The sequence below is a fragment of the Mesorhizobium sp. RSR565B genome, from assembly GCF_054719465.1.
The window spans coordinates 5,578,667-5,604,695 of record NZ_JBTTIE010000001.1 but is presented as its reverse complement, the minus strand read 5'-3'; the positions used below and the strand labels follow the sequence as shown (position 1 = coordinate 5,604,695).

Here is a 26,029-nt window from a genome sequence, read left to right as displayed (position 1 = left end):
TCACTCCACCAGAACGACTGGCGCCTCGGCGTCGTCGCGGCCGCGCAGTGACTTCTCCGGCATCAGCGCCAGCGTCATCAGCGCCAGCACGAGCGTGACGGCCGCGGCAAGGAAGATCATCATGAAGGGCGTCGCCGAGACGATCTGTCCGGCAGCCGGCGCGCCTTCGCCGGCAAGCGGCAGGCCATAGCCGAGCGCGACCGCGCCGAGCATGGCGACGCCGAGCGCGCTGCCCAGCGAACGCAGGAAGGTCAGCACGCCGGTGGCAACGCCGAGATGCGCGCGGTCGACGGCGTTCTGCACCGATACGGTGGCGACCGGGAAGGTGGTGCCGCTTCCAAGGCCGATGCAGATGGTCAAGAGCTCGACCACCAGCAGCGAGGCGCGGCCGGCGACCAGGCTGAGCACGCCAAGACAGATAATGGCGAAGAGAACGCCGACCATGGCGATACGCTTGTAGTGGAAGAAGCGCGGTATCGTGCGGCCGCTGAAGGTCGCGCCGGCGACCGTTCCGAGCAGCAGGCCGAGCATGGCAAGGCCCGACTGGCTGACCGACAGGCCGATGATCGACTGCAGATAGACCGGCAGGTACACCGACAGGCCGATATTGGCGGCCTGCAGCAGGAACATCGACGCCGTGCCGGCAAGCACGATCGGATTGCTCAGCACTTCAAGCGAAATCAGCGGCTCGGCCGCACGCATCAGCCTGAGCGCGAACGCACCCCAGAAGACCGCCGAACAGGCGAGCAGGCCGACGATCTCGCGGGAGACCCATGGATAGGCGCTGCCGCCCCAGTTGAGGGCCAAAAGCAGCAATGCCGTCGCCACCACCAGAAGCAGCGCGCCCGGCGCGTCGATGCGATGCCGCTTTGCGGCGACCGGCAGTTTGCGCAGCGGCTTGTTGATGATGGCCATGGCCAAGATGCCGAGCGGGATATTGATCCAGAAGATCAGCGACCAATGCAGATGTTCGGCAAATCCGCCGCCGAGCAAAGGCCCGGCGATGCTGGCGACAGCCCAGGTGCCCGAAATCCAGGCGGCATAACGCGCGCGTTCACGCGGCGGCACGAGGTCGCCGATGACGATCTGCGCCAGGGCGAACAGGCCGCCGCCGCCCGCACCCTGGATCGCCCGGCCGACAACCAACACGAACATGTTGGGGGCCATGGCGCTGACCAGCGATCCCAGAAGGAAGATCAGGATCGCCGCATAGACGGTCGGCCGGCGGCCATAGACGTCGGAAATCTTGCCGTAGAGCGGCGCCATGGCCGTCGCCGTCAGGAGATAGCCGGTCACGATCCACGGCAGGTAGTCGGCATGGCCGAGCGAACGCCCGATGGTCGGCATGGCCGGCGCGACGATTGTCTGGTCGAGCGCCGCCAACAGCATCGACAAAAGGATGCCGGCGATGATGACGTTCTTCTCGCTTTCCGTCAGCGGTGCGGCGGGAGGCAGCCTAGCCGGCTTGTCGACAGCTTGGTCCATATCATTTCATCCATAAAGTTTGAGAGCGATTGCGCGGCGCCAAATGGCCGCTCCGCTACGCGCCGCCTCAATTGGTCTTGATCTGGTGTTTCGAAGCTCGCGCCTTGCCAGCCTGACATATCTTGCGAGCCTGACATATGTCGTCCCGTATAGGCCGATTTCGACCTATGCCCGAAAATTTTCTGGGGCTGGCCTCATGTTTCGGCAGAATTGGCTTGGTATCGCCGTGTTTCAGCCGGGCGGAAGCTGGCCGTTCTCGACGCGCTGCATGCGGTAGCGCAGCAGCCGCAGGATGCGGCTTTCGAAATTCACGCCTTCCACGCGGTCGAAGCGCAATTGGTCCTGGTCATGCCTGGCGAGTTCGGCCGCGGTGATCTGCGCCGCCTTCGCCTTTGCCCCGGCGCAGGTCTTTTGCGCAAAGCTCGCGTTCAGCGCGTCTTCGAGCAGACGGCCGTGGTTCTTGGCGATCTCGACATGACGCTCCTCATGGCGCTTGATGTCGGCCGACAGGGTGTCCCAGAACAGCCTGACATCGGGATCGGCCTTGCGCGGCCTGCGCCACTCCGGAAGGATGACCTTGACCTTGACGGTAACGGCGGCCTTGGCGATGCGGCAGGTGTCTGCGGTTTGCGCGTAGCTGATGCGGGTGGTGAACGCCATCTGGGTGGCGCCTGGATGCCGCATCCCGGTGCTTTTCACCTCGGGTCCATGCTTCGACAATTGCGTCTCGATGTCATCGAGCGTGCTGCCGCCGATGGCAAAATAGCTGTAGGTCTTCACCAGATTGGCAGCATTCGCCGGCAGGACGGTCAAAGCCAGCATCAGGGCGCAGAGCAGGGGTCGTTTCATCATGTTGCCTCTTCACTCACCTTGCTTTACGGCCGTTGCCGGCGCAACCGAATTGATCTTCCACCGATCACGCATCGTTGATGGATTGCAAGCGCTCGATGAGCCACATGCCAATGAGCCACATGCCAATGAGACACATGGTTGAAGGACAATGACGACAAGGCGATGGCAACTGGCGCATAAGTGCCATCTCGACCTTGGCGAGAAAGCCATTGTGGTCGGCATTCTCAACGTCACGCCCGACAGTTTTTCGGATGGCGGACTGTTCATCACGCCTGACCAGGCGGTGGCGCAGGCGCACCGCATGGTGGAAGAAGGCGCCGCCGTCGTCGATATCGGCGGGGAATCGACGCGCCCCGGCGCCTCGCCCGTGACGCCTGAAGAAGAGCAGGCCCGCATCCTGCCGGTCATCGCCGCGCTCGCCAGTTCAGGCGAAGCCCTGATTTCGGTCGACACCTATCGCGAGGAAACCGCGCGCCTCGCCGTCGCCGCCGGCGCGCATATCGTCAACGATGTCTGGGGCTTGCAGCGTGAACCCGGCATCGCCCGCGTCGCCGCCGAGACCGGCGCCGGACTGGTCATCATGCATACCGGGCGCGGGCGGCAAAAACTGCCCGACGTCATCGCCGACCAGTTTTTGTTCCTCAAGGCTTCGCTGGAAGTCGCCAGGCGCAGCGGCGTTGCGGACGATCATATCGTACTCGATGCCGGCTTCGGCTTCGCCAAGGAGACGGCTGAGGAAAACCTCGACCTGATGGCGCGGTTTTCCGAGCTTAAGGAGCTCGGTTTTCCCTTGATGGCCGGCACCTCCAGAAAACGCTTCATCGGCACCGTCACCGGCCGCGAAGCCGGCGCGCGCGCCGCCGGGACGGTAGCCACCAGTGTCATTCTGAGGCTGAAGGGCGCCGATCTGTTTCGCGTCCACGATGTCGCAATCAACGTGGACGCACTGGCGGTCGCCGATGCTATGCTGGCGCGCGAAAAGCCAGGACGCTGAGCCCAGGACACTAAGAAATGTACGTCATCCGCATGAAGAACTGCGCCTTCTTTGCCCGGCACGGCGTGCTGGATGAGGAAGAGGCGCTTGGCCAGCGTTTTTATGTCGATGCCGAGTTGACGGTCGAGCCCAGCCGCCCGCTGGAGGATGATTCCATCGAGGACACCGTCAATTACGGCATCGCCTTCACGGTGATTGAAAAGATCGTCACTGGACATCGCCGCTTCCTGATCGAGGCGCTGGCGCTCGAAGTGGCGAAGGCGCTGACTTCACGGTTCCCGCAGATCAGGAAGGCCGAGATCACCGTGCGCAAGCCCAACGCACCGGTGCCCGGCGTGCTCGATTATGTCGAGGTGACCGTTGTCTGGCCAGAGTAACAATAACACGGTCTATCTCAGCCTTGGCGGCAATCTTGGCGATCCCTCGGCCTCGATGGCGGCGGCGCTGCGCCTGCTCGACGCCGACGAGAGCACGCGCGTCGTCGCCGTCTCCTCACTTTACCGCACGCCGCCCTGGGGCAAGCTCGACCAGCCGGATTTCCTCAACGCCGCTGCCGAAATCTCGACCTCGCTGGCGCCAAGGGCGCTGCTCGACCTCTGCCTCGAGGCCGAGCGCAAGCTGAAGCGGGTGCGCGAGGAGCGCTGGGGTCCGCGCCTGATCGACATCGACATATTGGTGTTCGGCGACCGCACAATCCACGAAACCGGGCTGGAGGTGCCGCATCCCCGAATGGTGGAGCGCGCCTTCGTGCTGGCGCCCTTGGCAGAGATCGCGCCGGATCTGGCGGTGGGCGGCAGGAGCGTGACCGAGCGGCTCAGCGCCGTCGATACGTCAGGCATAGAGCGGCTGGCTTCCGGCCGCGATTGGTGGCTGGGTTAACCGGAGAAGCCGCCGCCATCGAGAAATGCCTGTTCGTCCGCCGTCGTCTCGCGGCCAAGCATCTTGTTCCTGTGCGGAAAGCGGCCGAAGCGCTGGATGATGTCGCGGTGCTCGATGGCGTATTTCACATACTCCGGCGCCCTGGCGGTGGTGAGCTCGACCGATCTGTCCTGGTCGGCGGGCAGTTCCGAATGTTCGTAGGGCAGGTACAGGAAGACGCGCAGGTTTTCTTCCAGCGAAAGGTCATGGCCGGCCGCAATCGCCTTGGCGGCAAAGTGCCGTGCCAGCGGATCGGTGGCGTACATATGGCCTGAGCCGCGAAAGCAGTTGCGCGGAAACTGGTCGAGCAGGATCATCAGCGCCAGCGAACCCTCGGCATGCTCCGACCATGCGTCGCACTCGCGCCGCGCGGCGGCAAAGTGCAGGTCGAGAAACCTGCTGCGGAAATCCGCGTCGAAGACGTCGTTCTTCTCGAACCACGCGTCTTCGCCGGCCTCGCGCCAGAATTTGGTGACGGCGAGCGCGCGCTCATCCGATGCGGTCATCAGCTTTCCCCCTGATCGGCGGGCTCGGGCTTGTGCAGCACGCCGGCCGTCTCTTCGTTCAGCGCCTGGCCGGGCCGGCGCGGTTGCGTCAGCGGCGTCGGGATCGGCGTGCCGGTATTGCCCCTGAGGAAACGTTGCCCGGCGCGGACGCCTTCGGCCAGCTGCGTCTCCAGTCGGGCATTGTCGCGCCGTCGCACATCCTCGATGACATCGGCGACATCTTCCGGCTCGACGCCCAAAACCTCGAGCGCGGAACCGCCGAAGACGAGGGCCGATTCGAAGGTCTCGCGCAGCTGGAAGTCGACCCCGGCGCGGATGAGCGACAGCGCGGTGCCACGATCGAAGGCACGCGCCAGGACAGTCAGCAGCGGGAACTCCGCCTTGATCAGTTCCGCCATGCGCACGGCGGCGTCCGGCTTGTCGACGCAGATCAGCACGGCGCGGGCGCGGCCTGCACCTGCGGCGCGCAGAATGTCGAGCCGCGTGCCGTCGCCATAATAGACCTTGAAGCCGAAATCGGCGGCCGCCTGGATCATTTCGACATCATTGTCGATGATCGACACGTCGATGCCGCGCAACAAAAGCGGCTGGCTGGCGATCTGGCCGAAACGGCCGAAGCCGATGACCAGCACACTGCCGGTAAGGCCGTCGGCGATGTCGACGCCTTCAAGCGACTGCTCGTCGCGCGGCGTCACATATTTGAGCGCAATGATGGCCAGCGGCGTCAGCACCATGGAGATGATGATGATCGCGGTCAGCGTTGCGTTGGCCCGGCTGTCGATGATGCCAACCGCCGCCGCGGCCGAATAGAGGACGAAGGCGAATTCGCCGCCTTGCGCCATGATCACGGCGCGTTCCAGCGCTTCACGATGACCGCTCTTCAGCAAGCGGGCGACGAGGTAGATGCCGAGCGCATTCATCGCCATGTAGGCGACGACATAGACGGCGATCAGCCGCCAGTTGTCGGCCACCACATGTAGGTCGAGCGACATGCCGACGGCGAGGAAGAAAAGGCCAAGCAGGATGCCGCGGAATGGCTCGACGTCGGCCTCCAGCTGGTGGCGGAAGGTCGATTCCGACAACAGCACGCCGGCGAGGAAGGCGCCCATCGCCATCGAGAGGCCGGAAAGCTGCATGACCAGCGCCGACCCCAGCACGACCAGAAGGGCTGCCGCCGTCATGACTTCGCGCGCCTTGGCGTCGGCCAGGATGCGGAAGAACGGGTTGAGCAGATAGCGGCCGGCCACCACCAGCCCGACGATGGCGCCAAGACCGATGCCGATTTCGGTCAGCCTTTGCTGCAGGGTCATCTCGCTGCCGCCCGGCGCCAGGAAGGCGACCAGCGCCAGAAGCGGCACGATTGCCAGATCCTCGAGCAGCAGGATGGACACGATGCGCTGGCCCTTGGGGCTGGCCATCTCGCCACGCTCTTCCAGAAGCTGCATGACGATCGCCGTCGAGGTCAGGACAAAGCCGGCGCCGGCAACGAAGGATTGCGCGATCGGAAAGCCGCCGGCGAGACCAACACCGGTGAGCAGCAAGGCGCAGACGCCGACCTGCAGCGCGCCGAGGCCGAAAATCTCGCGGCGCAGGCCCCATAGCCGCGACGGCTGCATCTCCAGCCCGATGATGAACAGGAACATGACCACGCCGAGTTCGGCGACATGCAGGATGGCTTCCGATTCGGAAAAAATGCCAATACCGAACGGGCCGATGACCACGCCCGCGGCGAGATAGCCTAGGATCGAGCCCAGCCCCATGCGTTTGAAGATCGGAACGGCGACGACGCCTGCGGCAAGCAGCGCCACCACCTGAATGAGATCGCTGCCCGATGCTTCCGCTGCCATGCCTCTTGTCCCTGTGTCCGACAGCACTCCTTGCATGCACCGGGAGCGGGAGGCAAGGGCGGGAAGCCTGCCAGGATGGGTAGGGTGCCGTGGCAGCGATTCCCCGGTGGAACAACAGTCTGCGCTTGCCTGTCGGACGGCCGGTATCTATATCTGACAAATGCCTGATTATTCGTCCCGGCCGTCGCCGCTGCCACATATCCCGATGGATGCGCTCAGCGAAGTTCTGCAAGACTTTCGCTTGAGTGGCGTCAACTATGGCCGCTGCGAACTCCGGCACCCATGGAGCATAGACTTTCCGCAACAACAACTGCTTCGTTTTCACTTTGTCGGCCAGGGTCCATGCTGGATTCACACCGAAGCGCAAGGCTGGCAGGAGTTGCGCGATGGCGATCTGGTGCTGCTGCCGCAAGGCATCGCCCATCGGCTGGCGAGTGCGCCGGACGTGGTGGGCGATTCGCTCGAGGGCTGCCAGGTGATCAAGTTGGGCGGCAACGTTTGCGAAGTGATACGGCAGGGAACGGGCGCGACAAGCACCCTTTTCTGCGGCTCCATGTCTCTCGGCTCCTATGCGCTCAATCCGTTGATCACGTTGATGCCGCCTCTCATCAAGGGTTGCGACGTGGCCGGCAATGACCCGATGGTCGGCCCTTTGCTGGCGGCCATGACGGTGGAGGCCGCGCAACCGCAGATGGGCAGCGCCACCATCCTGTCGCGTATGGCGGATTTGCTGACAGCCAGGCTCATCCGGTGCTGGGTCAATTGCAACGGCGCATCGACCACCGGTTGGCTCGCAGCCATCCGCGACCCCCATATAGGCCGCGCTCTGGCGGCCATGCACCGCGACCCCGGCCACAACTGGACGCTGGGAAGCCTCGCCGGCGTGGCAGGCCAATCGCGTTCGATTTTCGCCGAGCGCTTCAGCGCGGTATTGGGGGAGGGTGCCGCACATTATCTCGCCCGCCTGCGAATGCAGCTTGCCCGCGAATTGCTGGGCCAAAACGGCTTGTCGGTTGCCGAAGTCGCTACCCGTTTGGGCTATGATTCCGAGGCGTCCTTCGCCCGCGCGTTCAAGCGCATCACCAATGTCTCGCCAGGCGTTGTGCGTCGCACAATTCCCGGACGAATGGATATGAATTTCGGATTTTAAGGTACATAACATCCGGGCGGACTCGCCTATCTAAGATCTCCAACTGTGGAGATCTTTCCGTGACGGACACAACATTACAGCTTGAAGACGCCGCAATCGGCCTTGATGCCGATGCACCAGCCGCGTGGAGCGCGGCCACATGGTTTGCGGTCCTATCATTGGCGGCCACCAGCTTTGCCCTGGTGTCAGCCGAGTTCTTGCCGGCAGGTCTGTTGACGCCGATGGCGCGCGATCTCGGCATCAGCGAGGGAACTGCCGGACAGGTCGTCACCGCCACCGCTTCCGTTGGCGCCGTGACGGCCATGTTGAGCAATGTTCTCATCGGCCGATTGAACCGCAAGGCGGTGCTGGTTGGCCTCATGGCCCTGGCGGTCGGTTCCAATATTCTTGCGGCGCTGGCGCCCAATTTCTGGCTGCTGTTGCTGGGCCGGGCCGGGTTGGGGATCGCTCTTAGCGCTTTCTGGGCACTTTCCGTTGCCGTCGTGGCGCGGCTGGTCGGCGCCAATGCGACAGGTCGCGGCATGGCGATCGTGACCCTCGGCGTCTCGCTCGCGACCATTGCCGCGCCGTCGATGGGTGCGTTGATCAGTGACTGGCTGGGATGGCGCAGCGCGATGGCCATGACGGCGGGGCTGGCCGCGCTTGCCATGCTGCTGCAGCTTCTCAGCCTGCCGACCTTGCCTGCGGCGGCAAGCAACAGCCTTGCAGACGTCTTTCGGCTGACACGGCGGCGTGGCATCCAACTCGGCATGCTTGCCATTGTTCTGCTGATGACCGGGCATTTTGCCGGCTCGGTCTATGTGCGCCCGTTCCTCGAACAGGTGACGCTCCTCACAACCGGGCCGATTGCCCTGGCGCTGCTCGGGTTCGGCATCGCCGCTGTGATCGGCAATATTGCCGGTGGCCGCCTGGCCGACACCAACATCCACATGGCCCTCGCAGTTACCGCCGCGTTGATGGCGTTTGCGGCACTCGCTTTGGTGCTTTGGGGCGCGCAAACCGGCGTTGCCTTCGGCTTTGTTACGCTGTGGGGCTTCGCCTTCGGCATGGCGCCGGTGGTGCTGCCGACCAATATGTCTCGCGCGGCACCTGATGCGCTGGAAGCAGCAGGCAGCCTGATGGTCACTTCCTTCCAGGTTGCCATCACCGTCGGTGCGGTTGTCGGCGGCTATGTCGTGGACACCTATGGCGCTACGGGACCTTTGACCCTAACCGCCGTCCTTGCCGCGGCGACGGCCGCACTGGCGCTGCTGCAGCCTCGTGGCTGAAACCTCGCTTCGTCTGACACGGGCGGCCTCAATCAGGCCGTCCGCGCCGTTGCAGCAGCGCTGCACAGGTTTATGCGCCGCACACGTTGCGTTTTGCCGCAATCGGCGGCTATGGGACGCCAGGCTTCGGCCGTTGGAAGGCAGCGACGATCAAGTTCTGCCTTCGTGAGGAGAATGACTGACATGAAGAAGTTTTTGCTCGTCGGCGTGGGTGTCGCCATGCTTGCCGCATCGGCCTGTTCGAAGGCGCCTGAATGCACGCAGGAAATCGCGGCCAAGAAGGCGCAGGAAATGACCGCCGCGCTGCAGGAAGCGATCACCAAGGATCCGACCAAGGCCGCCGACCTGACCGCCAAGGTGCAGGCTGTGACGACCAAATATCAGGGCGCCACCACGCCGGCCGACGCCTGCAAGGCCTATGACGATCTGACGGCCGCCATCAAGGGCTGATTCTTCGTTCGGAAATTGAGGAAGGCGGTGGCTCGAGTAGCCGCCGCCTTTTTTGCTGGTGTTCTTAAAGCGCATCGCGCTGACACGGAGGACCGCCGGCACGCACAGGACCATGACACGTTGGCCTTGCTGTGGCTTGGGCCATCGGAGACGCTGACATCGTCGGTTGCGCGCCACATGTCCGGTCGCGGCAGAAAGGTGCCGCCCGAGCGGCCCGTGCTTGAGGAGCGCCAACCTGGCCGCAAGGTGGCGTGTCCTTCCCGACATCGAGCTGAGCGGAACAGCTCAGCTAACGCGCAGTGCAACCCCGTTCCGCGCTTTTTTCGGGGAACCGCTTGAGAGTCAGTTTTTGGCGATGGAGCCGACTTCGACGGCGTCGACGCGCTTGAGGCTCATGCCGATGACCGGCACCAGCTGCTGGTCGACGCGCACGGCGATGGTCACCGTCATCGAATTGTCGTCGGGAATGCGGGCCTGCATGACGCCGCGCAGCTGGTTGCGGTTGATGGTGAAGACGACTTTGCGGGCATCGACCACGTTGCCGCCGATGATGTCCAGGCCCGACCCCGCGGCGCCGCCCATGAAATTGCCCTTGTAGTCGCGGCCCTTGCGCTCGACGGTCGCCGACATTTTCTGGGTGAAGACACCGACGCGGCAGTCGCCATCGAGCGTCATGCCGGTCTTGTTGTCCGGCGTCGAGCCGTCGAAGCTGCAGGTGAACTTCGTGCCCTTGTATTTGCCGGCGATGATTTCGCCCGGGCCGACCCATTTGCCTTCAACGGTGCGGAAGAACTGCTTGTCGGGCTCCGCTGCAAAGGCTTTCCCGGTCGGGCCCAGAGGTGCTGCAAGCGCGACCAGGGGCAGGACGCAGGACAAGATTACGCTTTTCATAGACGACACCCGGCAACAAGGAGGCTGTTGTTGGACGACCATGAACAAGATTGGTTAATGCTTGGTGACCGCGAGAGGGCGTTCACTTGGTCGAGGCGGGTGCTTCATTCTCTTTTCTGGCCGCAAACGAGGTCAGCGCCGACAGGAAATCGCCCATACCCGGCCGCCTGCCGGCAATGAAGGGCAGGGGCCGCGCCGTCTCCATGGCAGCAATGCCGATACGCGCCGTCATCATGCCGTTGACCACGCCTTCGCCGAGTTTCGCCGAAAGCCGTGCGGCAAGGCCATGGCCGACGATCTGCTGGACAAAGCTGTCGCCGACGGCGATCGAGCCGGTCACCGCCAGATGGGCAAGAACGCTGCGCGCCAGCCGGAAAAAGCCCAGCGTGCCCGGCCTGCCGCCGTAGAGTTCGGACAAGCGGCGGATCAGGCGCCCGGCCTCGAACACGACATAGGCAACGTCTACGAGTGCGCGGGGGCTGACGGCGGTGACCAGCGACACGCGTTTGGCTGCTTCGAGGATCATCACCTTGGCTCTCGCATCGAGCGGCCCGAGAATTTCGGTCTCGGCCAGTCGCACCAGATTGCCGCCATCGATGATCTCGCCGCGCAATTCGGCCAGGGAGCGCCTGCCGGCCGCGGTTTCGGGTTTCGCAGCGACAAAGGCCGAAAGCTCTTCGACGACGGCCCTTGCAGCCTTCGGATCGTCGCGGGCCACGGCATCGAGCGCCCGCTTTTGCAGTTTTTCGACCTCGGCCAGCCGGGCGATAGCCAGGAATTCGCGCACCAGCACGACTGCGAGGGCCAACACGGCAATTGCGGCCATTCCCGCTGCCAGCCACCCCAGCCACTCTGCGCGCTCGAACAGGTCGCGGATGAGCTGGTCGGTCCACAGGCCGACGGCGAGCGAAACCAGCACGCCGACCGCGCCGAAAAACAGGCTGGCAAACAGCGAGCGCCTGCGCGGCGCGGTCGCCGGCGGCGGTTCGGCGGCGACAATGTCCGGCTCATCGAAGACATCGATCTCGGCCGGCACGACGACGGTGCGCGGCTTGCGCGGCGGCTCGGCATGGGGGCTGCGCGTTTCCTGCTTCGGTTCGGCCTCCGGCTCGATGCGGAAAGCTGCCGGTCTGCGGGGCGCGGTCATGCCAGATGGTCTCCGATCAGGAACTGCAAGGCGCGGTCGAGCCTGATATGCGGCAGCGACAGCGTGACGCCTTCAGCGGTGCGTTCGAGCTTTGGCGGGCGAAAGCGCACGAAACGGATCGCCGGATCGTCGCTGCTCTGCCGGTGGTCGGCTTCCGAAACGTCGAAAACCGCATCAATTTTCTCCGGCAAGTCCCCGGGAAATATGGCGGTTTCGGCTTTACCATCAAAGGTTTCGCCGTTGATCTTCTCGCCCTTCAGCGGCGTGCCGATGATCACCGGCAGGGTGTCGCGGCCTTGCTTGACCGTGCCTTCGCGCGTCGCGCGCACCGCCGCCATGGCGACCACATCGACATCGGCGCCGGTGAAATTTGCCCGCGCCACGGCGCGGTCGGCAAGCCGCCGCACGATTGCCTGCAGCCGGTCATGGCTTTCGTGATGCAAATGGTCGGCCTTGGTCGCGGCAACCAGGATGCGGTCGATGCGGCGTGAAAACAGGTCGGTGAGGAAATTGCCTCGGCCAGGACGGAAACAGGAGAGGATTTCGGTCACCGCGCGTTCCAGGTCGGCCATCGCGCCGGGGCCGGCGTTCAACGCCTGCATGGCGTCGATCACCACGATCTGGCGGTCGAGGCGGGTGATGTGTTCGCGGAAGAACGGTTTCACCACATGCGTCTTGTAGGCCTCGTAGCGGCGCTCCATCATCGCTTGCAGCGAGCCGGAGCGCGGCCGTTTCTCACCCTTGAGCAGCAAGGGCGCGAAGGTCAGCGCCGGCGATCCCTCGAGGTCGCCAGGCATCAGGAAACGGCCGGGCGGCAAGGTCGAAAGCGCCCGCTCGTCGAGCTTGCAGGCCTTGAGGTAGGCGGCAAAACTCTCGGCGAGGCGCCGCGCCGTCATCTCGTCGGCTTCGGCATTGGGTTCGATCCTCGCCGACAGCGCCCGCCAGTCCTGCGACAGGTCGGCCCGCACCGGCAGCATCGCCATCTCGAACGCCTCGCGCGAAAAATCGGCGAAGGATTTGCCGAGCAGCGGCAGGTCGAGCAGCCATTCGCCGGGGTAGTCGACGATGTCGACCGACAATCGGCCGCTGGAAAACATCCGGTTCCAACCGGAGGCAGACTCATATTCGATGGTGAGCCTGAGTTCCGAAATGGCGCGCGTCGAGTCCGGCCAGACACGGTCGTTGACCAGGGCGGAGATATGGTCCTCGTACTGAAAACGCGGCACGGCATCGTCCGGCTGTTCCTCGAGGAAGGCGCGAGCGATCCGTCCCGACTTCTGCGCCTCGAACAGCGGCAGGCGCCCACCATGGATGAGATTGTGGACAAGGGCGGAGATGAACACTGTCTTGCCGGCGCGCGAAAGGCCGGTAACGCCCAGCCGAAGCGACGGCGAAAAAAGCCCGCTCGCACGCCCCGACAGCGTATCCAGGGCAATTCTCGCTTCGTCGGTGAAAGTGGTCAGCGATGATGCCAAAATCTGTTCTCTCGGGGCTTCCGTTCGCCCGATATAGGCTTTGCATCTCCAGTTTGAAATGGCGCCTGGACCTGGCCGGTTTCCGCTCAGAGATCGGCGGGCGTCAGGAAGGCTTCGAGATAGCCCGAACCTTGCGCGGCGTCGGTGAGGGTACCGTCGAAGCGCACGACCGCAAGGCCGGAGGTCGGGAAACCATGGTTCATGATGGCCCGCGCGGCCTCGTCGCCATCGCCCGAGACCGCCATGGCAAGGTCTTCCGTCATCGGATTGTGGCCGATGACCAGCAGCGAGCCGGGGCCGCCATTGCTGCGGATGATGGCGAGGTAGCCGGCGGCATCCTCGCTGTAGAGCGTGTCGAAGAACAGCACCCGGCCGGTATCGGTGTGGCCGGCGATGCCTTCCAGCGTCTGGCGCGCCCGCTTGGCGTTGGAGCAGAGCGTGATATCGGGGATGTAGTTGCGGGCACGCATCGCAGTCCCCATCATTTCGGCATCGGCAATGCCGGATGCGTCGAGCGGGCGATCGAAGTCGCGCACGCCGGGAAGGGCCCAGCCAGCCTTCGCATGCCTCAACAGATACAGTCTGCTCACCGGACCCCCAATGGTGTGCTGCCCACCAATGACACAACTGGATTAGCCACGAGAAAGGCCTGAGGCACAATGGGCGGCGACGCCCAAGCGCAGCGAATCATGTGCGAATTCGCCCGCGCCCTTGCTATGGAAGGCTTTGCTGAGGATCGCCCGCGCGGCATTAACAATTGCGTGAAACGCGCGCGGATTACGCTTGTGCAGCCTTCTCTGCGCGAATATATAGGCGCCAAATTTGGGGTTGTTGGGTGAGTCGAATGAACGATATCGTTACAGCCAATTACGTACCCTCCGAAGACGAGCCGTTCATGAACGAACGGCAGAAATCCTACTTTCGCCTGAAGCTCGTCACCTGGAAGACCGACATACTGCGCGAAGCGCGCGAAACCCTCGAAATCCTGCAGCAGGAAAACGCCAACCATCCCGATCTCGCCGATCGCGCTTCCTCGGAAACCGACCGCGCCATCGAGCTTCGGGCCCGCGACCGCCAGCGCAAGCTCATTTCAAAGATCGATTCGGCGCTGCAGCGCATCGATGAAGGCACATACGGCTATTGCGAGGAAACCGGCGAGCCGATCGCGCTGAAGCGGCTGGATGCGCGTCCGATCGCGACCTTGTCGATCGAAGCGCAGGAGCGCCACGAACGCCGCGAGAAGGTCTATCGCGACGATTGAGCCGCTGCCGTCAGGCAGGACTGTTTCATCAGAAATGGCCGGGTTTCCCGGCCATTTCTGTTTTTGGCCGAAGGGTTTAGTCCGCCCCCAAGTTAAAGCGCGTCGCGCTGAAACGGACGACACGCTTAAGCGGCGTTCGATCGGGAATCGGCAAGATGTGACGGTTCGCCGGGCTTTATCGTTTCTGGCTGGCGAGTTCGCCGAGCAGCTTGGTCATCTCGTCGTCGAGAGACTGCGGTGCCTTCGCAGCCGGCTTGCTTGCCGGTTTGGGGTGCGAATCGTCGAGCGAGACCTCGAGCTCCCGCATCAGGGTATCGTCGATGGACTCATGCTTCGGTGGCGGGGCCTGCCGGGCAGTATTGGCGGCGGAGCCATAGGCCGGCAGCGGTGTCACATTGCTCGCCTGGTAGATTTGAGCCGGTTTCGGCGCCGGCGCGGCCTGGCGCGGCGGAACGGCGGCCGGAGCAGCCCTTACCGGTTGCGGCGGCGGCGCCTGCCTTGCGGGCGTGGCCGGAGCGGGTTGTGCTGCGCGCGGACGCGGCGCCTGTTGCTGCTGGCCAACACCGCCATCGCCGGTCAATGCCGGACGGCGTGGCGCTGCAAGCCTGATATCGCGCTCGACGACAACGTCGGTTGGGCCGCCGATCAAAAGCAGGTGTTCGATGTCGTCGCGACGGATGAGCACCAGCCGGCGGTGGCTGTCGACTGCCGTGGCGTCCATGACCGCCAGCCGTGTCTTGCGGTTCCTGCCGCCGGCAACGAAGGTGCCGAAGGTCAGGTTGCGGATCAGCCTGATGATGATGAGCACGATGACCAGCAGGACAAGGGCAGCAAACGTCCACAGCAGCGCTGCGGCATATCCGGGACCCGCCACATTATCCAGCCACTGCATCGGTGCCCCCAATCGGCTTTTGAAGTGGAGGGACACTAGACCGTTGCGGCCAGCCACCGCAAGTTGCCTTCACGCTTCGTGAACAGCTTGAAAACACCGACGCGTCATTTTTATCCGACATTTGCCGCCAAGGCCTTTTCCGGATTAGGAGAATGTGATTCAACCGGCCGGGGGCGGTGTCGGACAACTCACGAGCAGGGGGCATATGGCCAGGGAAACGCGCGGCGATTTCTATCCGGTACCGATCGTCGATCAGAACACGCGGCCAGGCGCGGTTACCCGGCTCATCGTGTTCATCATCGTCCTGACTGGGGCCGCGATCGTTTTCGGCATTTTCCGCGAGCGTCTTGGCGATCCGTTCCTGCTCGGCATGCTGGGCGTGCTTGCCATGATCGGCGTCGGCTTCCTGTTCGCCACGGCCATCGGCTTCGTGCAGATCGCGCCGCGTTCGACCGGGGACGAACTGTCGAAGGCCTTCGTCGATTCGATGTCGCAGGGCCTGATCGTCACCGACACCAAGGGCCGCGTCGTCTACGCCAACCGGGCCTACGCCGAGATGACCGGTGCCGCGTCGGCCGCCGATCTGAAGACGGTCGAAGGCCTGCTTTCCGATGTCCCCGAAGCTTCGGTGACCATATACCGGCTGGCCTCGGGCTTGCGCGATGGCCAGGCCGGCGACGGTGAGTTCCGGCTAGCACAGTCGATCCGGCCGGGCGCCGAACCCGGCGCGCGCTGGTACCGGGCGCGGGCCCGGACCTTCAGCGTTCCCGGTCAGCGCCTGCCGATGCTTGCCTGGCAGCTTGCCGATATCTCGCAGGAACGGGCCGAGCAGGAGCGTTTCTTCCTCGACTTGCAGAAGGCCATCGACCATCTCGACCATGCGCCGGCCGGTTTCTTCTCGGCCGACCAGGAAGGCCGTGTCACCTACATCAACGCCACGCTCGCCGAATGGCTGGGCATCGATCTGGCGAGCTTCACCCCTGGCGCCGTGACACTCCCGGAAATCGTCGCCGGCGACGGCATGGCGCTGGTGCGCTCGGTCAAGGCCGATCCCGGCACCACCCGCAACGCCGTCATCGATCTCGATCTGACGACGACAACCGGCGAGGCGGTGCCGGTGCGCTTCATGCATCGGGTCTCGGCCAGCCGAGAGGGGACCAACGGTCCGACCCGCACCATTGTGCTCAACCGCACCCAGGGCGAGGACGCATCGGCCGACCTTCGTGCTTCGGAAGTGCGCTTCACCCGTTTCTTCAATTCGACGCCGATGGCCATTGCTGCCGTCGACAATGGCGGCCGCATCCTGCGCACCAACGCGCCGTTCCTGTCGCTGTTTTCCTCCGTCGTCGACGGCGACGCGGTTGACCGCCGCGTGCGGCTGGACACCGTGATCCATGAGCGCGACCGGCCGGCCTTTGCCGCCGCCTTCGAGAAGGCGCGGCTGAGGCAGGCCGACATCGAGCCGATCGACACGCTGCTGCCCGGCAATGAGGAGCGTCACATCCGCTTCTACGTCAACGCCGTCGCCGACGGCACCGGCGAGGGCGCCGACGAATCGGCCATCGTCTATGCCGTCGAGACCACCGAGCAGAAGGCGCTCGAGGGCCAGATGGCGCAGAGCCAGAAGATGCAGGCTGTCGGACAGCTTGCCGGCGGCATCGCCCACGACTTCAACAATGTGCTGACCGCCATCATCATGGCGTCGGATCTTTTGCTGACCAATCACCGTCCGTCGGACCCATCCTTCCCCGACATCATGAACATCAAGCAGAATGCCAACCGGGCGGCCTCGCTGGTGCGGCAGTTGCTCGCCTTCTCGCGCAAGCAGACTTTGCGGCCGGAAGTGCTGAACCTGACCGACGTGCTTGCCGATCTCCGGATGCTGCTTGCCCGCCTGGTCGGCAACGAGATCAAGCTGAAGGTCGACCACGGCCGCGATTTGTGGCCGGTCAAGGTCGATATCGGCCAGTTCGAGCAGGTGGTGGTCAACCTCGCCGTCAACGCGCGCGACGCCATGCCGGCCGGCGGCGACCTCACCGTGCGCACCCGCAACGTCACCGCCGAACAATGCAAGAGCTTCTCCTACCGCGAGCTCACGCCTGCCGACTATGTCGTGGTCGAGGTCGAGGATAGCGGCTCGGGCATTGCTCCGGACGTGCTGAAGAAGATTTTTGAGCCGTTCTTCACCACCAAGGAAGTCGGCAAAGGCACCGGCCTTGGCCTGTCGATGGTCTATGGCATCATCAAGCAGACCGGCGGTTTCATCTTCTGCGATTCCGAAGTCGGCAAGGGCTCGACCTTCCGCATCTTCTTGCCGCGCCATATCGTGGAGGCGAAGAAGCCCGGCGACGTCAGCGAGGCGCCGGCTGCGCCGGTGAAAGCCGCCGACAGCGCCAAGGACCTGTCGGGCTCGGCCACTGTGCTCCTCGTCGAGGACGAAGACGCCGTGCGCATGGGCGGCTCGCGGGCGCTGACCTCGCGCGGCTATACCGTCCATGAGGCCTCCTCGGGCGTCGAGGCGCTGGAAGTCTTCGAAGCGCTCGGCGGCAAGGTCGATATCGTCGTGTCCGACGTGGTGATGCCGGAAATGGACGGACCGACGCTGCTCGGCGAACTGCGCAAGCGCCAGCCCGACATCAAGTTCGTCTTCGTGTCCGGCTATGCCGAAGACGCTTTCGCCAGAAACCTGCCGCCGGACGCGCAATTCGGCTTCCTGCCGAAGCCGTTCTCCCTCAAGCAGCTGGCCACCGTGGTCAAGGATGTGTTGGAGTCTTAGGGCGCCCTAATTCAAAGCTTGCGCAATGACGTGACGCTGCCATGATTGCAGGCGAAACGGGCGGCGGGTATTCGGGAGCATGTCGTGACGCCGCACAACGAGGCTGCCAGGGGCGACTATGCCGCAACGGTGCTGTTGCCGGGCGATCCGCAACGCGCCGAGTGGATGGCAAAGACATTTCTTGAGGCACCGCGCTGCGTCAACCGCCGCCGGGGCGCACTCGGCTTCACTGGTCTCTATCGCGGCCGTCCCATCAGCATCCAGGCCACCGGCATCGGTGTCCCGTCCTTCCTGGTCTATGTGCATGAACTCCTGGATGTTCACGGCGTCAAAACGCTGATCCGCACAGGTACCTGCGGCGGCCTGACACCCCGCGTGCCGCTGCGCTCCTTGGTGATCTCGCAGTCGGTGCGCGCCGAAAGCGACCAAAGCGGCCAGGTCTTCGGCCTCTACGATGCTGCCGCCGGGCCCGATCCCGGCCTGTTCGCCCACGCTTTGGCCTGCGCCGCCCAGCTCGGCATCGACCACCAGGCCGGGCTGACCATCTGCAGCGACGTCTTCTACCACCCTGTAGGGCGCGACCGCTTTGCCGAAGCGCAGGCGCTTGGCGCTCTCGCTGTCGATATGGAAACCAGCGCACTCTACCGAATCGCGGCGCATTTCGGCGCCCGCGCGCTGTCGCTGCTGACCGTCGTCGACAACATCGTGACCGGCGAACAGACTGCCTATTCCGAACGTCAGGCGCTGTTCACCGATATGGCGCGGCTCGGGCTCGACGTTGCGGCGGAAGGCTAGCTTCCTCAGGCCGCTTCGCGCTTCGGCGTCAGCTCATCCATGTCTGGCCGGTGACCGCGCAGATAGAGCGCGCAGGTGGTACGCAGCATCGACGCGAAGTTGGGAATGGCGCCGTTGATCTCGATCGCCTCGTCATAGAGTTTTGAGATGAACTTCGGCGTCGTCAGGCCCTGGCTGTCGGCAATTTCGTCAAGCAGCGCCCAGAACGTTCCTTCAAGCTGGATACTCGTAGAGTGACCGTCGATGCGGATCGACCGGTTGATCTGTCGATAGCCTTCCGGATCCTGCCCGGCAAAAACCCTGCACATCCTTACCTCCCGATATTGTTGGTTTTGGGCGCAGCGTGTCGCGCCTTCAAGTTGTGGTTGTCCCTGCATGTTCGGCCTTGTGGGCCGAATCGGCAATCGGACTTTCGTCTTTAGGCGCTGGCATAGCAGCGATTGCAAATTTAGCCGTGGTAACCGGCTGCCACCACCTTTCGCGCGTGCCGCCCATAATCGCCTCCAACATGCAGCGGCGGAGACTGATTTGGCGAAGGCAATCCATTCCATGATCCGGGTTCTCCAAGAGGCCAGATCCGTCGATTTCTACAGAAACGCTTTCGGGCTCGACGTCGCCGACAGGCTGGATTTCGAGACATTCACGCTGATTTACCTTGCCAACGCCGAAACGGGGTTCGAGCTCGAACTCACCGTGAACAAGGGCCGCACCGAGCCTTATGGGCTTGGCGACGGTTACGGCCATCTGGCGGTCTCGGTGTCCGATCTCGACAGCGAACACGACCGGATCGGCGCGCTCGGCCTCAACCCCAAGAAGATCGTCGAATTCAACCGCGACGGATCGCTGATCGCCCGCTTTTTCTTCATCGAGGACCCCGACGGCTACAAGATCGAGGTTCTGCAGCGTGGAGGGCGCTTCCAGTAGGGGATTATCAGCCGCATTCAGCCGCGCGGCGCCAGCAACGGCGCTGTTCAAGGGCGCAAACAGCAAGCAGGGAGGAACAAATGGTCACGATCTATGACGCGAGGCTCTCACGTCGTGAACTTCTCAAACGCGGCGGCATCGGCGCGTTGCTCGTCATTTCCGGCAGCGCCGTCATCAGCCCTGAAAATGCCTGGGGGCTTGAGACATCGGCGCTCAAGCCCGAAACTATGGCAACGCTGATCCAGATGGCGCGCGACATCTATCCGCACGATCAGGTGCCCGACAAATACTACGCCATCGCCGTAAAAGGGCATGATGAGCAGGCCGGCAAGGACGCTGCCTACAAGACGATGATCGAAGACGGCATCGCCAACCTCGACAAGAAGTCGGGCGAGGGCGGCTATCGCGGCCTCGGCTGGGAGGAGCAGCGCGTTGCCGTGCTGCAGCAGATCGAGGCGACGCCGTTCTTCCAGTCCATCCGCGGCGGCCTCGTCGTCAGCCTCTACAACCAGCAGGAGGTGTGGCCGATTTTCGGCTACGAGGGCGAATCCTACTCCAAGGGCGGCTACATCGCGCGCGGTTTCGACGACATAGAGTGGCTCTGAGCCCTTCCGTCGTTCTGAAACCCCGCAAACAGGAATTCATGGGAGGAAACCATGGCAGCTTCATTTGATCTCAACAACGACGGCGTGGTCGTGATCATCGGCTCCGGCGCCGGCGGCGGCACGCTCGGCAACGAACTCGCCCAGAAAGGCGTCGATGTCGTCATCCTCGAGGCCGGCGCGCGCCACGAATACGAGGATTTCATCAACGACGAGTGGGGTTCCTTCAGCCAGCTCGCCTGGACGGACAAGCGCACAACCTCAGGCGACTGGCGGGTGTCGAAGGATTTCCCCAGTTTGCCGGCCTGGATCGTCAAATCGGTCGGCGGCTCGACCACGCACTGGGCCGGCGCCTCGCTGCGCTTCCAGGAGCATGAGTTCAAGACGCTCTCGACCTACGGCAAGCTGGAAGGCGCCAACCTGCTGGACTGGCCGGTCACATTGGCCGAGATGGAGCCTTACTACGCCAAGGCGGAAGCCAAGATGGGCGTCACCGGCACCAATGGCTGGCCGCGGCTGCCCGGCAACAACAACTTCAAGGTGCTCAAGGCCGGCGCCGACAAGCTCGGCTATAAGGAATGTCATACCGGCAACATGGCAATCAATTCGGTCGAGCGCGACGACCGCAACTCCTGCCAACAGACCGGCTTCTGCTTCCAGGGCTGCAAATGGGGCGCCAAATGGTCGACGCTCTACACCGAGATTCCCAAGGGTGAGGCGACCGGCCATCTCGAGGTCCGGCCAAACGCCATGGCGATCAAGATCAACCATGACGCTAGCGGAAAAGTGACCGGCGTCGTCTATGCCGACAAGGACGGCAAGCTGCAGGAGCAGAAGGCCCGCATCGTTGCCGTCGCCGGCAACTCGATCGAAAGCCCGCGCCTGCTGCTGAACTCCGAGTCAGCGAAGTTTCCGCAAGGGCTTGCCAATTCGTCGGGGCAGGTCGGCAAGAACTACATGCGCCACACCACCGGTTCGGTCTACGCCATTTTCGACCAACCGGTGCGAATGTATCGCGGCACCACCATGGCCGGCATTATCCGCGACGAGGCGCGGCACGATCCCTCACGCGGCTTTGTCGGCGGCTATGAATTCGAGACGCTGTCGCTCGGCTTGCCCTTCATGGCCGCCTTCCTCAATCCCGGCGGCTGGGGCCGTTCCTTCACCACCGCGCTCGACCACTATGATCACATGGCTGGCCTGTGGATCGTCGGCGAGGACATGCCGCGCGCGGAAAACCGCGTCACGCTGCACAAGGACGAGAAGGACGCGCACGGCATGCCGATCGCCGACGTGCATTTCGATGATCATCCCAACGACACGGCGATGCGCAACCATGCCTACAAGCAGGCCACAGCGCTTTACGATGCGGTCGGCGCGACGCGCTCCTTCCCGACGCCGCCCTATCCCTCAACCCACAATCTCGGCACCAACCGGATGAGCGAAAAGGCGGAAGACGGCGTCGTCAACAAGCACGGCCAGGCGCACGACATCAAGAACCTGTTCGTGTCGGACGGCAGCCAGTTCACGACCGGTGCGGCTGAAAATCCGACGCTGACGATCGTGTCGCTGGCTATCCGCCAGGCCGAATACATCGCTTCGCAAATGTCGGCCAAGACGATCTGAGCCGTCCTCCCGGATCGCTACGCGGAACGCGCATGGCGCGTTCCGCCTTTTTCACTAGGACTCACTATGCGCCGACCGGCTGTCCGTCCCTGCGGCGGATGGCGACGACGGAAGGTCGCGGCAACTGGCCGTCTTTGAAATCGGGCCATAGCGTCTGCGCCTTGTCGAGCGTCTCGGCATCTTCCGCAGGGTGCTGCACCGACAGGAACAAAGTCGTGCCGTCCGGCGTGAAGCACGGGCCGGTCGCTTCGGCGCCGTGCGGGCAGGTGAACAGCAGCTTCGGCAGGCCGCGCGCCGCACCTTCGGTGTCGACGCCATAGACGCCGTCCGGCAGGTCGAAATCATTGGCGCCGTCCGTCGCCACCCACAGCCGCCCCGCCGGGTCGAAGGTGATGTTGTCGGGGCAGACGAACCAGCCATTGTCCGACGTGTCCGGATGAAAAGTGGCGCCGACCTTGGCATCTTTCGGGTTGCCGCAGAGCACGAACAGGTCCCAGGCATACTTTTCCGCCGTGTGGTCGGCATCCGCGCCGCGGCCGCCGGGCGGGATCAGTTCGACAATATGGCCCCAGAGATTTTCCGGCCGCGTGTTGGCCGGATTGACCTTTGACTGGTCGCGCTTCTTGTTCTTGGTCATCACCGCATAGACGCGGCCGGTCACCGGATTGGTCTCGATGTCCTCGGGCCGGTCCATCGGCGTGGCGCCGAGCGCATCTGCCGCAAACCGCGTCTTCAACAGCACCTCGGCCTGGTCGGCAAAACCGTTCTCGACGGTAAGCTTGCCCTGGCCGTGCACCAACGGCAGCCACGTCATCGAGCCATCGGCATCGAAGCGGGCGACCGACAGCACGCCATCGTCGAGCAGATCGGCGCCGGAGGCCGGGTTGGCCTTGTCATAGGCCTTGGCCGAGACGAAGCGGTACATATATTCGAAATAGTCGTCGTCACCCATATAGACGACAACGCGGCCGTCCTTGTTGAGGACCACGGTCGAGGCCTCATGCGACATGCGGCCAAGTGCCGTGCGCTTCACCGGCCTGGACTGAGGATCGTAAGGGTCGATCTCGACCACCCAGTCGAAGCGGTTGGCCTCGTTCGGTTCCTTGTCGAGGTTGAAGCGGTCATGGAAGCGGCCGCGGCCATAGATGTCGGAGCCGTCGAAGCCGTAACGGTCGAGCAGGTCGGCAGTCGGCGCCTTTTTCGGGTCGCCGCCGAAAATGTCGGACACGCCTTCCTCGCAGGTCAGCACCGTACCCCAGGGGGTGAAACCGCCGCTGCAATTATAGCTGGTGCCGAGCACTTTCGTGCCAGTCGGGTCGGCCGAAGTTTTCATCAGCGCATGGCCGGCAACCGGTCCGGAAACGGTCATTTCGGTGTTGGCGGTGATGCGGCGGTTGAGCGGGCTGTCCGCCACGGTTTCCCACTTGCCGTCCTTCAATTGCACCTCGAGGATCGAATGGCCCATCGCGGCCATGCCGAGATTGACCTGTTCCCTGGTCATCGTCTTGCCGGCATCGCCCTCGGTCATCCCCGGAAACATCACATTGGGCGAGAGGTATTCGTTGTTGACGCAGAGCAGGCCATGATCGGAATTCACCGTGCCCTTGGGCAGCGGCATGAAGGCGATGTAGTCGCAATTGTAGCCGAAGCGCTTTTCCTGTTCCTCCGCCGCGACCTTGTTGCCGTCGAATTCGGCGAGGCCGGCTGCAAGCGGGTCGCCCCAGCGCGCGACGATGGTCGTCTCATAGCCTTCGGCGGCGGCATGGGTCTTGCCGTAGACCCGTTTCAGCTCGGGAAAGCCGAGCGTCGACTGCGCTGTGGCGGCATGCGTTTCGCCGGCAAACAAGGAGCCGACAAAGCTGCCGCCGGCAATCAGCGCGCCGGAGGCGAGGCTGCCTTTCAAAAGAGACCGGCGCGAGACGCGCTCGGCAATGATTTCGCGGATGACGGGGGAGGATGAAGACGGTGCATTGGCCATGGTGTCTGCCTCTCAGGGTGGATGTTACGGCGCACCGTTGCCCTAGTCTGCCTAGGCAACATTCACATGACATAAGAGGAAGGTTTTGCCGCAACTGGGCGCGGCACTACGCATCGCTCAGCCCTTGGTGCAGGTCGAGGCGGTGAAGGCGCCGTCGGGCTGCTTCAGAATGATGTCGAATGACGGGGCGGTCTCGCCGTCCAGTGTTGCCTGTGTCATGGAGACGGAGTTGCCACCGGTGGTATAGCCGCCCAGCGGCCCGAGCCAGGTGATCTCGCCATTGGCATTCATCTGATAGTTGTAGCCTTGCGTCGCGGTGCCGAATGTCACCGGACCACTATAGACATTGCCCTTGATAGTGATGTCGCCGAGGTTGAGGAAGGCGCCGAGCAAATAGACCTCGCAATGATAGGTGCCGTCCGGAAGCTTGCCCTCGCTGAAATCGGCGCGCGCGGCGCCGCTCGTTGCCATCAGCAGCAGGATGCCGGAAATGCATGAGGTGCGAGATGTCATGACGTCACTCTTTTGAAGGGCGAGCTTGCCCTATTTTCGCGCGGTACCGCAACATTGTTAGCCCGGAACACACGGCCGGAGATCAAAAACTAGGCATTTGTCTCAATTGGGCAAAAATTAGGCAAAAGCCATGTGCGCTGCGCAAATTTGCCTCAATCAATTTTCGCCGGCTACCACTGTTTTCTCGAGGCTAATATACCAACCGGCTGATAACGCTCGGCTATTCCATCTTCGTGAGCGGCGCCTTTGCGTTTGGCACGGCAGTTGCATTGCATTATCGCGGTGCAATCAAACAGCTTGGGAGTCTTCGGTATGAGGGGTAATTTCTCCACAATAACAAAAATGTTTTCGGCCGGCGTGGTCGCCGCCGGCCTGTCGATGTCGTCTCCGGCCCAGGCCGCCGAAGACACGATCAAGGTCGGCATTCTGCATTCGCTGTCGGGGACCATGGCGATTTCGGAGACGACGCTGAAAGACGCCATGCTGATGCTCATCGAAGAGCAGAATGCCAAGGGCGGTCTGCTCGGCAAGAAGCTCGAGGCGGTCGTTGTCGATCCGGCCTCCAACTGGCCGCTCTTTGCCGAAAAGGCGCGCGAGCTGATCTCCAAGGACAAGGTCGCCGCCGTGTTCGGCTGCTGGACCTCGGTGTCGCGCAAATCGGTGTTGCCGGTGTTCTCGGAACTCGACAACATCCTGTTCTACCCCGTCCAGTATGAGGGCGAGGAAAGCGAGCGCAACGTGTTCTACACCGGCGCCGCCCCGAACCAGCAGGCGATTCCTGCCGTCGATTATCTCATGAGCGAGGACGGTGGCTCGGTGAAGCGCTGGGTGCTGGAAGGCACCGACTACGTCTATCCCCGAACCACCAACAAAATCCTCGAGGCCTATCTGAAGGCCAAGGGCGTCGCCGCCGAAGACATCATGGTCAACTACACGCCGTTCGGCTTCTCCGACTGGCAGACCGAAGTCTCCGCAATCAAGAAATTCGGCTCGGCCGGCAAGAAGACCGCCGTCGTCTCGACCGTCAATGGCGACGCCAACGTTCCGTTCTACAAGGAACTCGGCAACCAGGGCATCAAGGCCGAGGACATCCCGGTCATGGCCTTTTCGGTCGGTGAGGAAGAACTGGCCGGTCTCGATACCGCGCCGCTGGTCGGCCATCTCGCTGCCTGGAACTATTTCGAGAGCGTCGACACACCCGAAAACAAGAAGTTCATCGCCGACTGGCACAAGTTCATCAAGAATGACAAGCGCACCACCAACGACCCGATGGAAGCTCACTATATCGGCTTCAACATGTGGGTGAAGGCGGTCGAAAAGGCCGGCACCACCGATCCCGACAAGGTCATCGACGCCATGGTCGGCGTGTCCGTGCCGAACCTCACCGGCGGCTATTCGACCATGATGCCGAACCATCACATCACCAAGCCGGTGCTGATCGGCGAGATCCAGGCCGACGGCCAGTTCGAGACCGTGTCGCAGACGCCCGGCCTCGTGATGGGCGACGAATGGTCCGACTATCTGCCCGATTCCAAGGACCTGATTTCGGATTGGCGCGCGCCTCTGTCCTGCGGCAACTTCAACGTTGCCACCGGCAAATGCGGCGGCAAGGGCACGAACTGATCCCTCCTGGGACTGACCGATCGTGGACGCCTCCACGATCGGGACCGCCAAGCGTC

Annotated in this window: 26 protein-coding genes; 14 read left to right on the top strand and 12 right to left on the bottom strand. The window is 63.4% G+C overall.

Features of this window, described 5'->3' with window-relative positions:
* Both ACYG9R_RS27050 and ACYG9R_RS27045 read right to left on the bottom strand, forming a co-directional pair.
* Entirely contained in the window at window positions 1–1,485 is a 1,485-nt protein-coding gene (locus ACYG9R_RS27050; RefSeq protein ID WP_023685984.1) for an MDR family MFS transporter, read from the bottom strand.
* A gap of 231 nt (window positions 1,486–1,716) precedes the next feature.
* Complete coding sequence (locus tag ACYG9R_RS27045; RefSeq protein ID WP_023728091.1) at window positions 1,717–2,337, bottom strand: DUF922 domain-containing Zn-dependent protease; 621 nt, start codon at window positions 2,335–2,337, stop codon at window positions 1,717–1,719.
* Window positions 2,338–2,485: 148 nt separating this feature from the next.
* Here ACYG9R_RS27045 and folP point away from each other — a divergent pair, with 148 nt between their 5' ends.
* Genes folP through folK form a run of 3 tightly spaced genes read left to right on the top strand, consistent with a single transcriptional unit; the run spans window position 2,486 to window position 4,210 of the window.
* Entirely contained in the window at window positions 2,486–3,331 is an 846-nt protein-coding gene (gene folP / locus ACYG9R_RS27040) for a dihydropteroate synthase (RefSeq protein WP_023673503.1), read from the top strand.
* Window positions 3,332–3,348: 17 nt separating this feature from the next.
* Window positions 3,349–3,708, top strand: a complete 360-nt coding sequence (gene folB / locus ACYG9R_RS27035) for a dihydroneopterin aldolase (RefSeq protein ID WP_023673502.1) — start codon at window positions 3,349–3,351, stop codon at window positions 3,706–3,708.
* Window positions 3,692–4,210 (top strand): 2-amino-4-hydroxy-6-hydroxymethyldihydropteridine diphosphokinase, encoded by a 519-nt coding sequence (folK, locus tag ACYG9R_RS27030; protein ID WP_023685987.1) that lies wholly within the window; start codon window positions 3,692–3,694, stop codon window positions 4,208–4,210. Before folB ends, folK begins: the two co-directional genes overlap by 17 nt.
* On the opposite strand, the gene ACYG9R_RS27025 is transcribed toward folK, so the two are convergent.
* Entirely contained in the window at window positions 4,207–4,755 is a 549-nt protein-coding gene (locus ACYG9R_RS27025; protein WP_023673500.1) for a DUF924 family protein, read from the bottom strand. The two genes, folK and ACYG9R_RS27025, sit on opposite strands and share 4 nt — an antisense overlap.
* Window positions 4,755–6,602, bottom strand: a complete 1,848-nt coding sequence (locus tag ACYG9R_RS27020; RefSeq protein ID WP_023673499.1) for a monovalent cation:proton antiporter-2 (CPA2) family protein — start codon at window positions 6,600–6,602, stop codon at window positions 4,755–4,757. The genes ACYG9R_RS27025 and ACYG9R_RS27020 overlap by 1 nt, the downstream gene beginning before the upstream one ends.
* A 160-nt stretch (window positions 6,603–6,762) precedes the next feature.
* On the opposite strand from ACYG9R_RS27020, the gene ACYG9R_RS27015 reads away from it, so the two are divergent.
* The 3 genes from ACYG9R_RS27015 to ACYG9R_RS27005 all read left to right on the top strand — a co-directional run bounded on the left by ACYG9R_RS27015 (window position 6,763) and on the right by ACYG9R_RS27005 (window position 9,470).
* Window positions 6,763–7,752, top strand: coding sequence for an AraC family transcriptional regulator (locus tag ACYG9R_RS27015; RefSeq protein WP_023673498.1), 990 nt, complete (start codon window positions 6,763–6,765; stop codon window positions 7,750–7,752).
* A 59-nt stretch (window positions 7,753–7,811) separates the two neighbouring features.
* On the top strand, window positions 7,812–9,020 hold the full coding sequence (locus ACYG9R_RS27010; protein WP_023688655.1) for an MFS transporter: 1,209 nt from the start codon (window positions 7,812–7,814) through the stop codon (window positions 9,018–9,020).
* A gap of 183 nt (window positions 9,021–9,203) precedes the next feature.
* Window positions 9,204–9,470: a hypothetical protein gene (locus tag ACYG9R_RS27005; protein WP_023685989.1), complete on the top strand. Its 267-nt coding sequence runs from the start codon at window positions 9,204–9,206 to the stop codon at window positions 9,468–9,470.
* A 342-nt stretch (window positions 9,471–9,812) separates the two neighbouring features.
* Here ACYG9R_RS27005 and ACYG9R_RS27000 read toward each other — a convergent pair whose 3' ends face one another.
* The 4 genes from ACYG9R_RS27000 to ACYG9R_RS26985 all read right to left on the bottom strand — a co-directional run bounded on the left by ACYG9R_RS27000 (window position 9,813) and on the right by ACYG9R_RS26985 (window position 13,573).
* Complete coding sequence (locus ACYG9R_RS27000; RefSeq protein ID WP_023673495.1) at window positions 9,813–10,361, bottom strand: hypothetical protein; 549 nt, start codon at window positions 10,359–10,361, stop codon at window positions 9,813–9,815.
* An 82-nt stretch (window positions 10,362–10,443) separates the two neighbouring features.
* Entirely contained in the window at window positions 10,444–11,508 is a 1,065-nt protein-coding gene (locus tag ACYG9R_RS26995; protein WP_023693368.1) for a YcjF family protein, read from the bottom strand.
* Window positions 11,505–12,983, bottom strand: coding sequence for a YcjX family GTP-binding protein (locus ACYG9R_RS26990; RefSeq protein WP_023673493.1), 1,479 nt, complete (start codon window positions 12,981–12,983; stop codon window positions 11,505–11,507). Before ACYG9R_RS26990 ends, ACYG9R_RS26995 begins: the two co-directional genes overlap by 4 nt.
* 86 nt (window positions 12,984–13,069) lie before the next feature.
* The gene (locus tag ACYG9R_RS26985; RefSeq protein WP_023696494.1) at window positions 13,070–13,573 is read right to left on the bottom strand and encodes a SixA phosphatase family protein; all 504 of its coding nucleotides are present in this window, start codon (window positions 13,571–13,573) and stop codon (window positions 13,070–13,072) included.
* Between the two features lie 69 nt (window positions 13,574–13,642).
* Here ACYG9R_RS26985 and ACYG9R_RS26980 point away from each other — a divergent pair, with 69 nt between their 5' ends.
* Both ACYG9R_RS26980 and dksA read left to right on the top strand, forming a co-directional pair.
* Complete coding sequence (locus ACYG9R_RS26980) at window positions 13,643–13,822, top strand: hypothetical protein (protein WP_023696495.1); 180 nt, start codon at window positions 13,643–13,645, stop codon at window positions 13,820–13,822.
* 5 nt (window positions 13,823–13,827) lie between these two features.
* On the top strand, window positions 13,828–14,244 hold the full coding sequence (dksA, locus tag ACYG9R_RS26975; RefSeq protein WP_023673491.1) for an RNA polymerase-binding protein DksA: 417 nt from the start codon (window positions 13,828–13,830) through the stop codon (window positions 14,242–14,244).
* Between the two features lie 175 nt (window positions 14,245–14,419).
* Here dksA and ACYG9R_RS26970 read toward each other — a convergent pair whose 3' ends face one another.
* Window positions 14,420–15,136, bottom strand: coding sequence for a flagellar biosynthetic protein FliO (locus tag ACYG9R_RS26970; protein WP_023706175.1), 717 nt, complete (start codon window positions 15,134–15,136; stop codon window positions 14,420–14,422).
* A 205-nt stretch (window positions 15,137–15,341) separates the two neighbouring features.
* Between ACYG9R_RS26970 and cckA the strand changes: the two genes are divergently transcribed.
* Together cckA and ACYG9R_RS26960 are read left to right on the top strand one after the other, a co-directional pair.
* Window positions 15,342–17,912, top strand: coding sequence for a cell cycle histidine kinase CckA (cckA, locus tag ACYG9R_RS26965; RefSeq protein WP_023707485.1), 2,571 nt, complete (start codon window positions 15,342–15,344; stop codon window positions 17,910–17,912).
* An 84-nt stretch (window positions 17,913–17,996) separates the two neighbouring features.
* Entirely contained in the window at window positions 17,997–18,707 is a 711-nt protein-coding gene (locus tag ACYG9R_RS26960; protein WP_023712397.1) for a purine-nucleoside phosphorylase, read from the top strand.
* A 5-nt stretch (window positions 18,708–18,712) separates the two neighbouring features.
* Here the strand turns inward: ACYG9R_RS26960 and ACYG9R_RS26955 are convergent, their stop codons facing one another.
* Complete coding sequence (locus tag ACYG9R_RS26955) at window positions 18,713–19,015, bottom strand: ribbon-helix-helix domain-containing protein (RefSeq protein WP_023670924.1); 303 nt, start codon at window positions 19,013–19,015, stop codon at window positions 18,713–18,715.
* Between the two features lie 220 nt (window positions 19,016–19,235).
* Here ACYG9R_RS26955 and ACYG9R_RS26950 point away from each other — a divergent pair, with 220 nt between their 5' ends.
* From ACYG9R_RS26950 to ACYG9R_RS26940, 3 genes are all read left to right on the top strand, one after another.
* Complete coding sequence (locus tag ACYG9R_RS26950; RefSeq protein ID WP_023684616.1) at window positions 19,236–19,631, top strand: VOC family protein; 396 nt, start codon at window positions 19,236–19,238, stop codon at window positions 19,629–19,631.
* Window positions 19,632–19,711: 80 nt separating this feature from the next.
* Window positions 19,712–20,236, top strand: a complete 525-nt coding sequence (locus tag ACYG9R_RS26945) for a twin-arginine translocation pathway signal (RefSeq protein ID WP_023684617.1) — start codon at window positions 19,712–19,714, stop codon at window positions 20,234–20,236.
* 51 nt (window positions 20,237–20,287) lie between these two features.
* Window positions 20,288–21,859, top strand: a complete 1,572-nt coding sequence (locus ACYG9R_RS26940; protein ID WP_023824842.1) for a GMC family oxidoreductase — start codon at window positions 20,288–20,290, stop codon at window positions 21,857–21,859.
* A 64-nt stretch (window positions 21,860–21,923) separates the two neighbouring features.
* Here ACYG9R_RS26940 and ACYG9R_RS26935 read toward each other — a convergent pair whose 3' ends face one another.
* Window positions 21,924–23,837: a PhoX family protein gene (locus ACYG9R_RS26935; protein WP_023824843.1), complete on the bottom strand. Its 1,914-nt coding sequence runs from the start codon at window positions 23,835–23,837 to the stop codon at window positions 21,924–21,926.
* A gap of 117 nt (window positions 23,838–23,954) precedes the next feature.
* Window positions 23,955–24,350, bottom strand: coding sequence for a hypothetical protein (locus ACYG9R_RS26930; RefSeq protein WP_023688644.1), 396 nt, complete (start codon window positions 24,348–24,350; stop codon window positions 23,955–23,957).
* Between the two features lie 312 nt (window positions 24,351–24,662).
* Here ACYG9R_RS26930 and urtA point away from each other — a divergent pair, with 312 nt between their 5' ends.
* Complete coding sequence (gene urtA / locus ACYG9R_RS26925; protein ID WP_023688643.1) at window positions 24,663–25,973, top strand: urea ABC transporter substrate-binding protein; 1,311 nt, start codon at window positions 24,663–24,665, stop codon at window positions 25,971–25,973.
* The last annotated feature ends 56 nt before the right edge of the window (window positions 25,974–26,029 follow it).

Bases quoted from the DNA above. Each gene is read 5' to 3' on its own strand.
- ACYG9R_RS26930 (WP_023688644.1), bottom strand. From the start codon at position 24,350: ATGACATCTCGCACCTCATGCATTTCCGGCATCCTGCTGCTGATGGCA.
- ACYG9R_RS26995 (WP_023693368.1), bottom strand. From the start codon at position 11,508: ATGACCGCGCCCCGCAGACCGGCAGCTTTCCGCATCGAGCCGGAGGCC.
- ACYG9R_RS27005 (WP_023685989.1), top strand. From the start codon at position 9,204: ATGAAGAAGTTTTTGCTCGTCGGCGTGGGTGTCGCCATGCTTGCCGCA.
- ACYG9R_RS27050 (WP_023685984.1), bottom strand. From the start codon at position 1,485: ATGGACCAAGCTGTCGACAAGCCGGCTAGGCTGCCTCCCGCCGCACCG.
- folP (WP_023673503.1), top strand. From the start codon at position 2,486: ATGACGACAAGGCGATGGCAACTGGCGCATAAGTGCCATCTCGACCTT.
- ACYG9R_RS26935 (WP_023824843.1), bottom strand. From the start codon at position 23,837: ATGGCCAATGCACCGTCTTCATCCTCCCCCGTCATCCGCGAAATCATT.
- cckA (WP_023707485.1), top strand. From the start codon at position 15,342: ATGGCCAGGGAAACGCGCGGCGATTTCTATCCGGTACCGATCGTCGAT.
- ACYG9R_RS27000 (WP_023673495.1), bottom strand. From the start codon at position 10,361: ATGAAAAGCGTAATCTTGTCCTGCGTCCTGCCCCTGGTCGCGCTTGCA.
- urtA (WP_023688643.1), top strand. From the start codon at position 24,663: ATGAGGGGTAATTTCTCCACAATAACAAAAATGTTTTCGGCCGGCGTG.
- ACYG9R_RS26945 (WP_023684617.1), top strand. From the start codon at position 19,712: ATGGTCACGATCTATGACGCGAGGCTCTCACGTCGTGAACTTCTCAAA.
- ACYG9R_RS27045 (WP_023728091.1), bottom strand. From the start codon at position 2,337: ATGATGAAACGACCCCTGCTCTGCGCCCTGATGCTGGCTTTGACCGTC.
- ACYG9R_RS26970 (WP_023706175.1), bottom strand. From the start codon at position 15,136: ATGCAGTGGCTGGATAATGTGGCGGGTCCCGGATATGCCGCAGCGCTG.
- ACYG9R_RS26940 (WP_023824842.1), top strand. From the start codon at position 20,288: ATGGCAGCTTCATTTGATCTCAACAACGACGGCGTGGTCGTGATCATC.
- folB (WP_023673502.1), top strand. From the start codon at position 3,349: ATGTACGTCATCCGCATGAAGAACTGCGCCTTCTTTGCCCGGCACGGC.
- ACYG9R_RS27025 (WP_023673500.1), bottom strand. From the start codon at position 4,755: ATGACCGCATCGGATGAGCGCGCGCTCGCCGTCACCAAATTCTGGCGC.
- ACYG9R_RS26980 (WP_023696495.1), top strand. From the start codon at position 13,643: ATGGGCGGCGACGCCCAAGCGCAGCGAATCATGTGCGAATTCGCCCGC.
- dksA (WP_023673491.1), top strand. From the start codon at position 13,828: ATGAACGATATCGTTACAGCCAATTACGTACCCTCCGAAGACGAGCCG.
- ACYG9R_RS27015 (WP_023673498.1), top strand. From the start codon at position 6,763: ATGCCTGATTATTCGTCCCGGCCGTCGCCGCTGCCACATATCCCGATG.
- ACYG9R_RS27020 (WP_023673499.1), bottom strand. From the start codon at position 6,602: ATGGCAGCGGAAGCATCGGGCAGCGATCTCATTCAGGTGGTGGCGCTG.
- ACYG9R_RS26955 (WP_023670924.1), bottom strand. From the start codon at position 19,015: ATGTGCAGGGTTTTTGCCGGGCAGGATCCGGAAGGCTATCGACAGATC.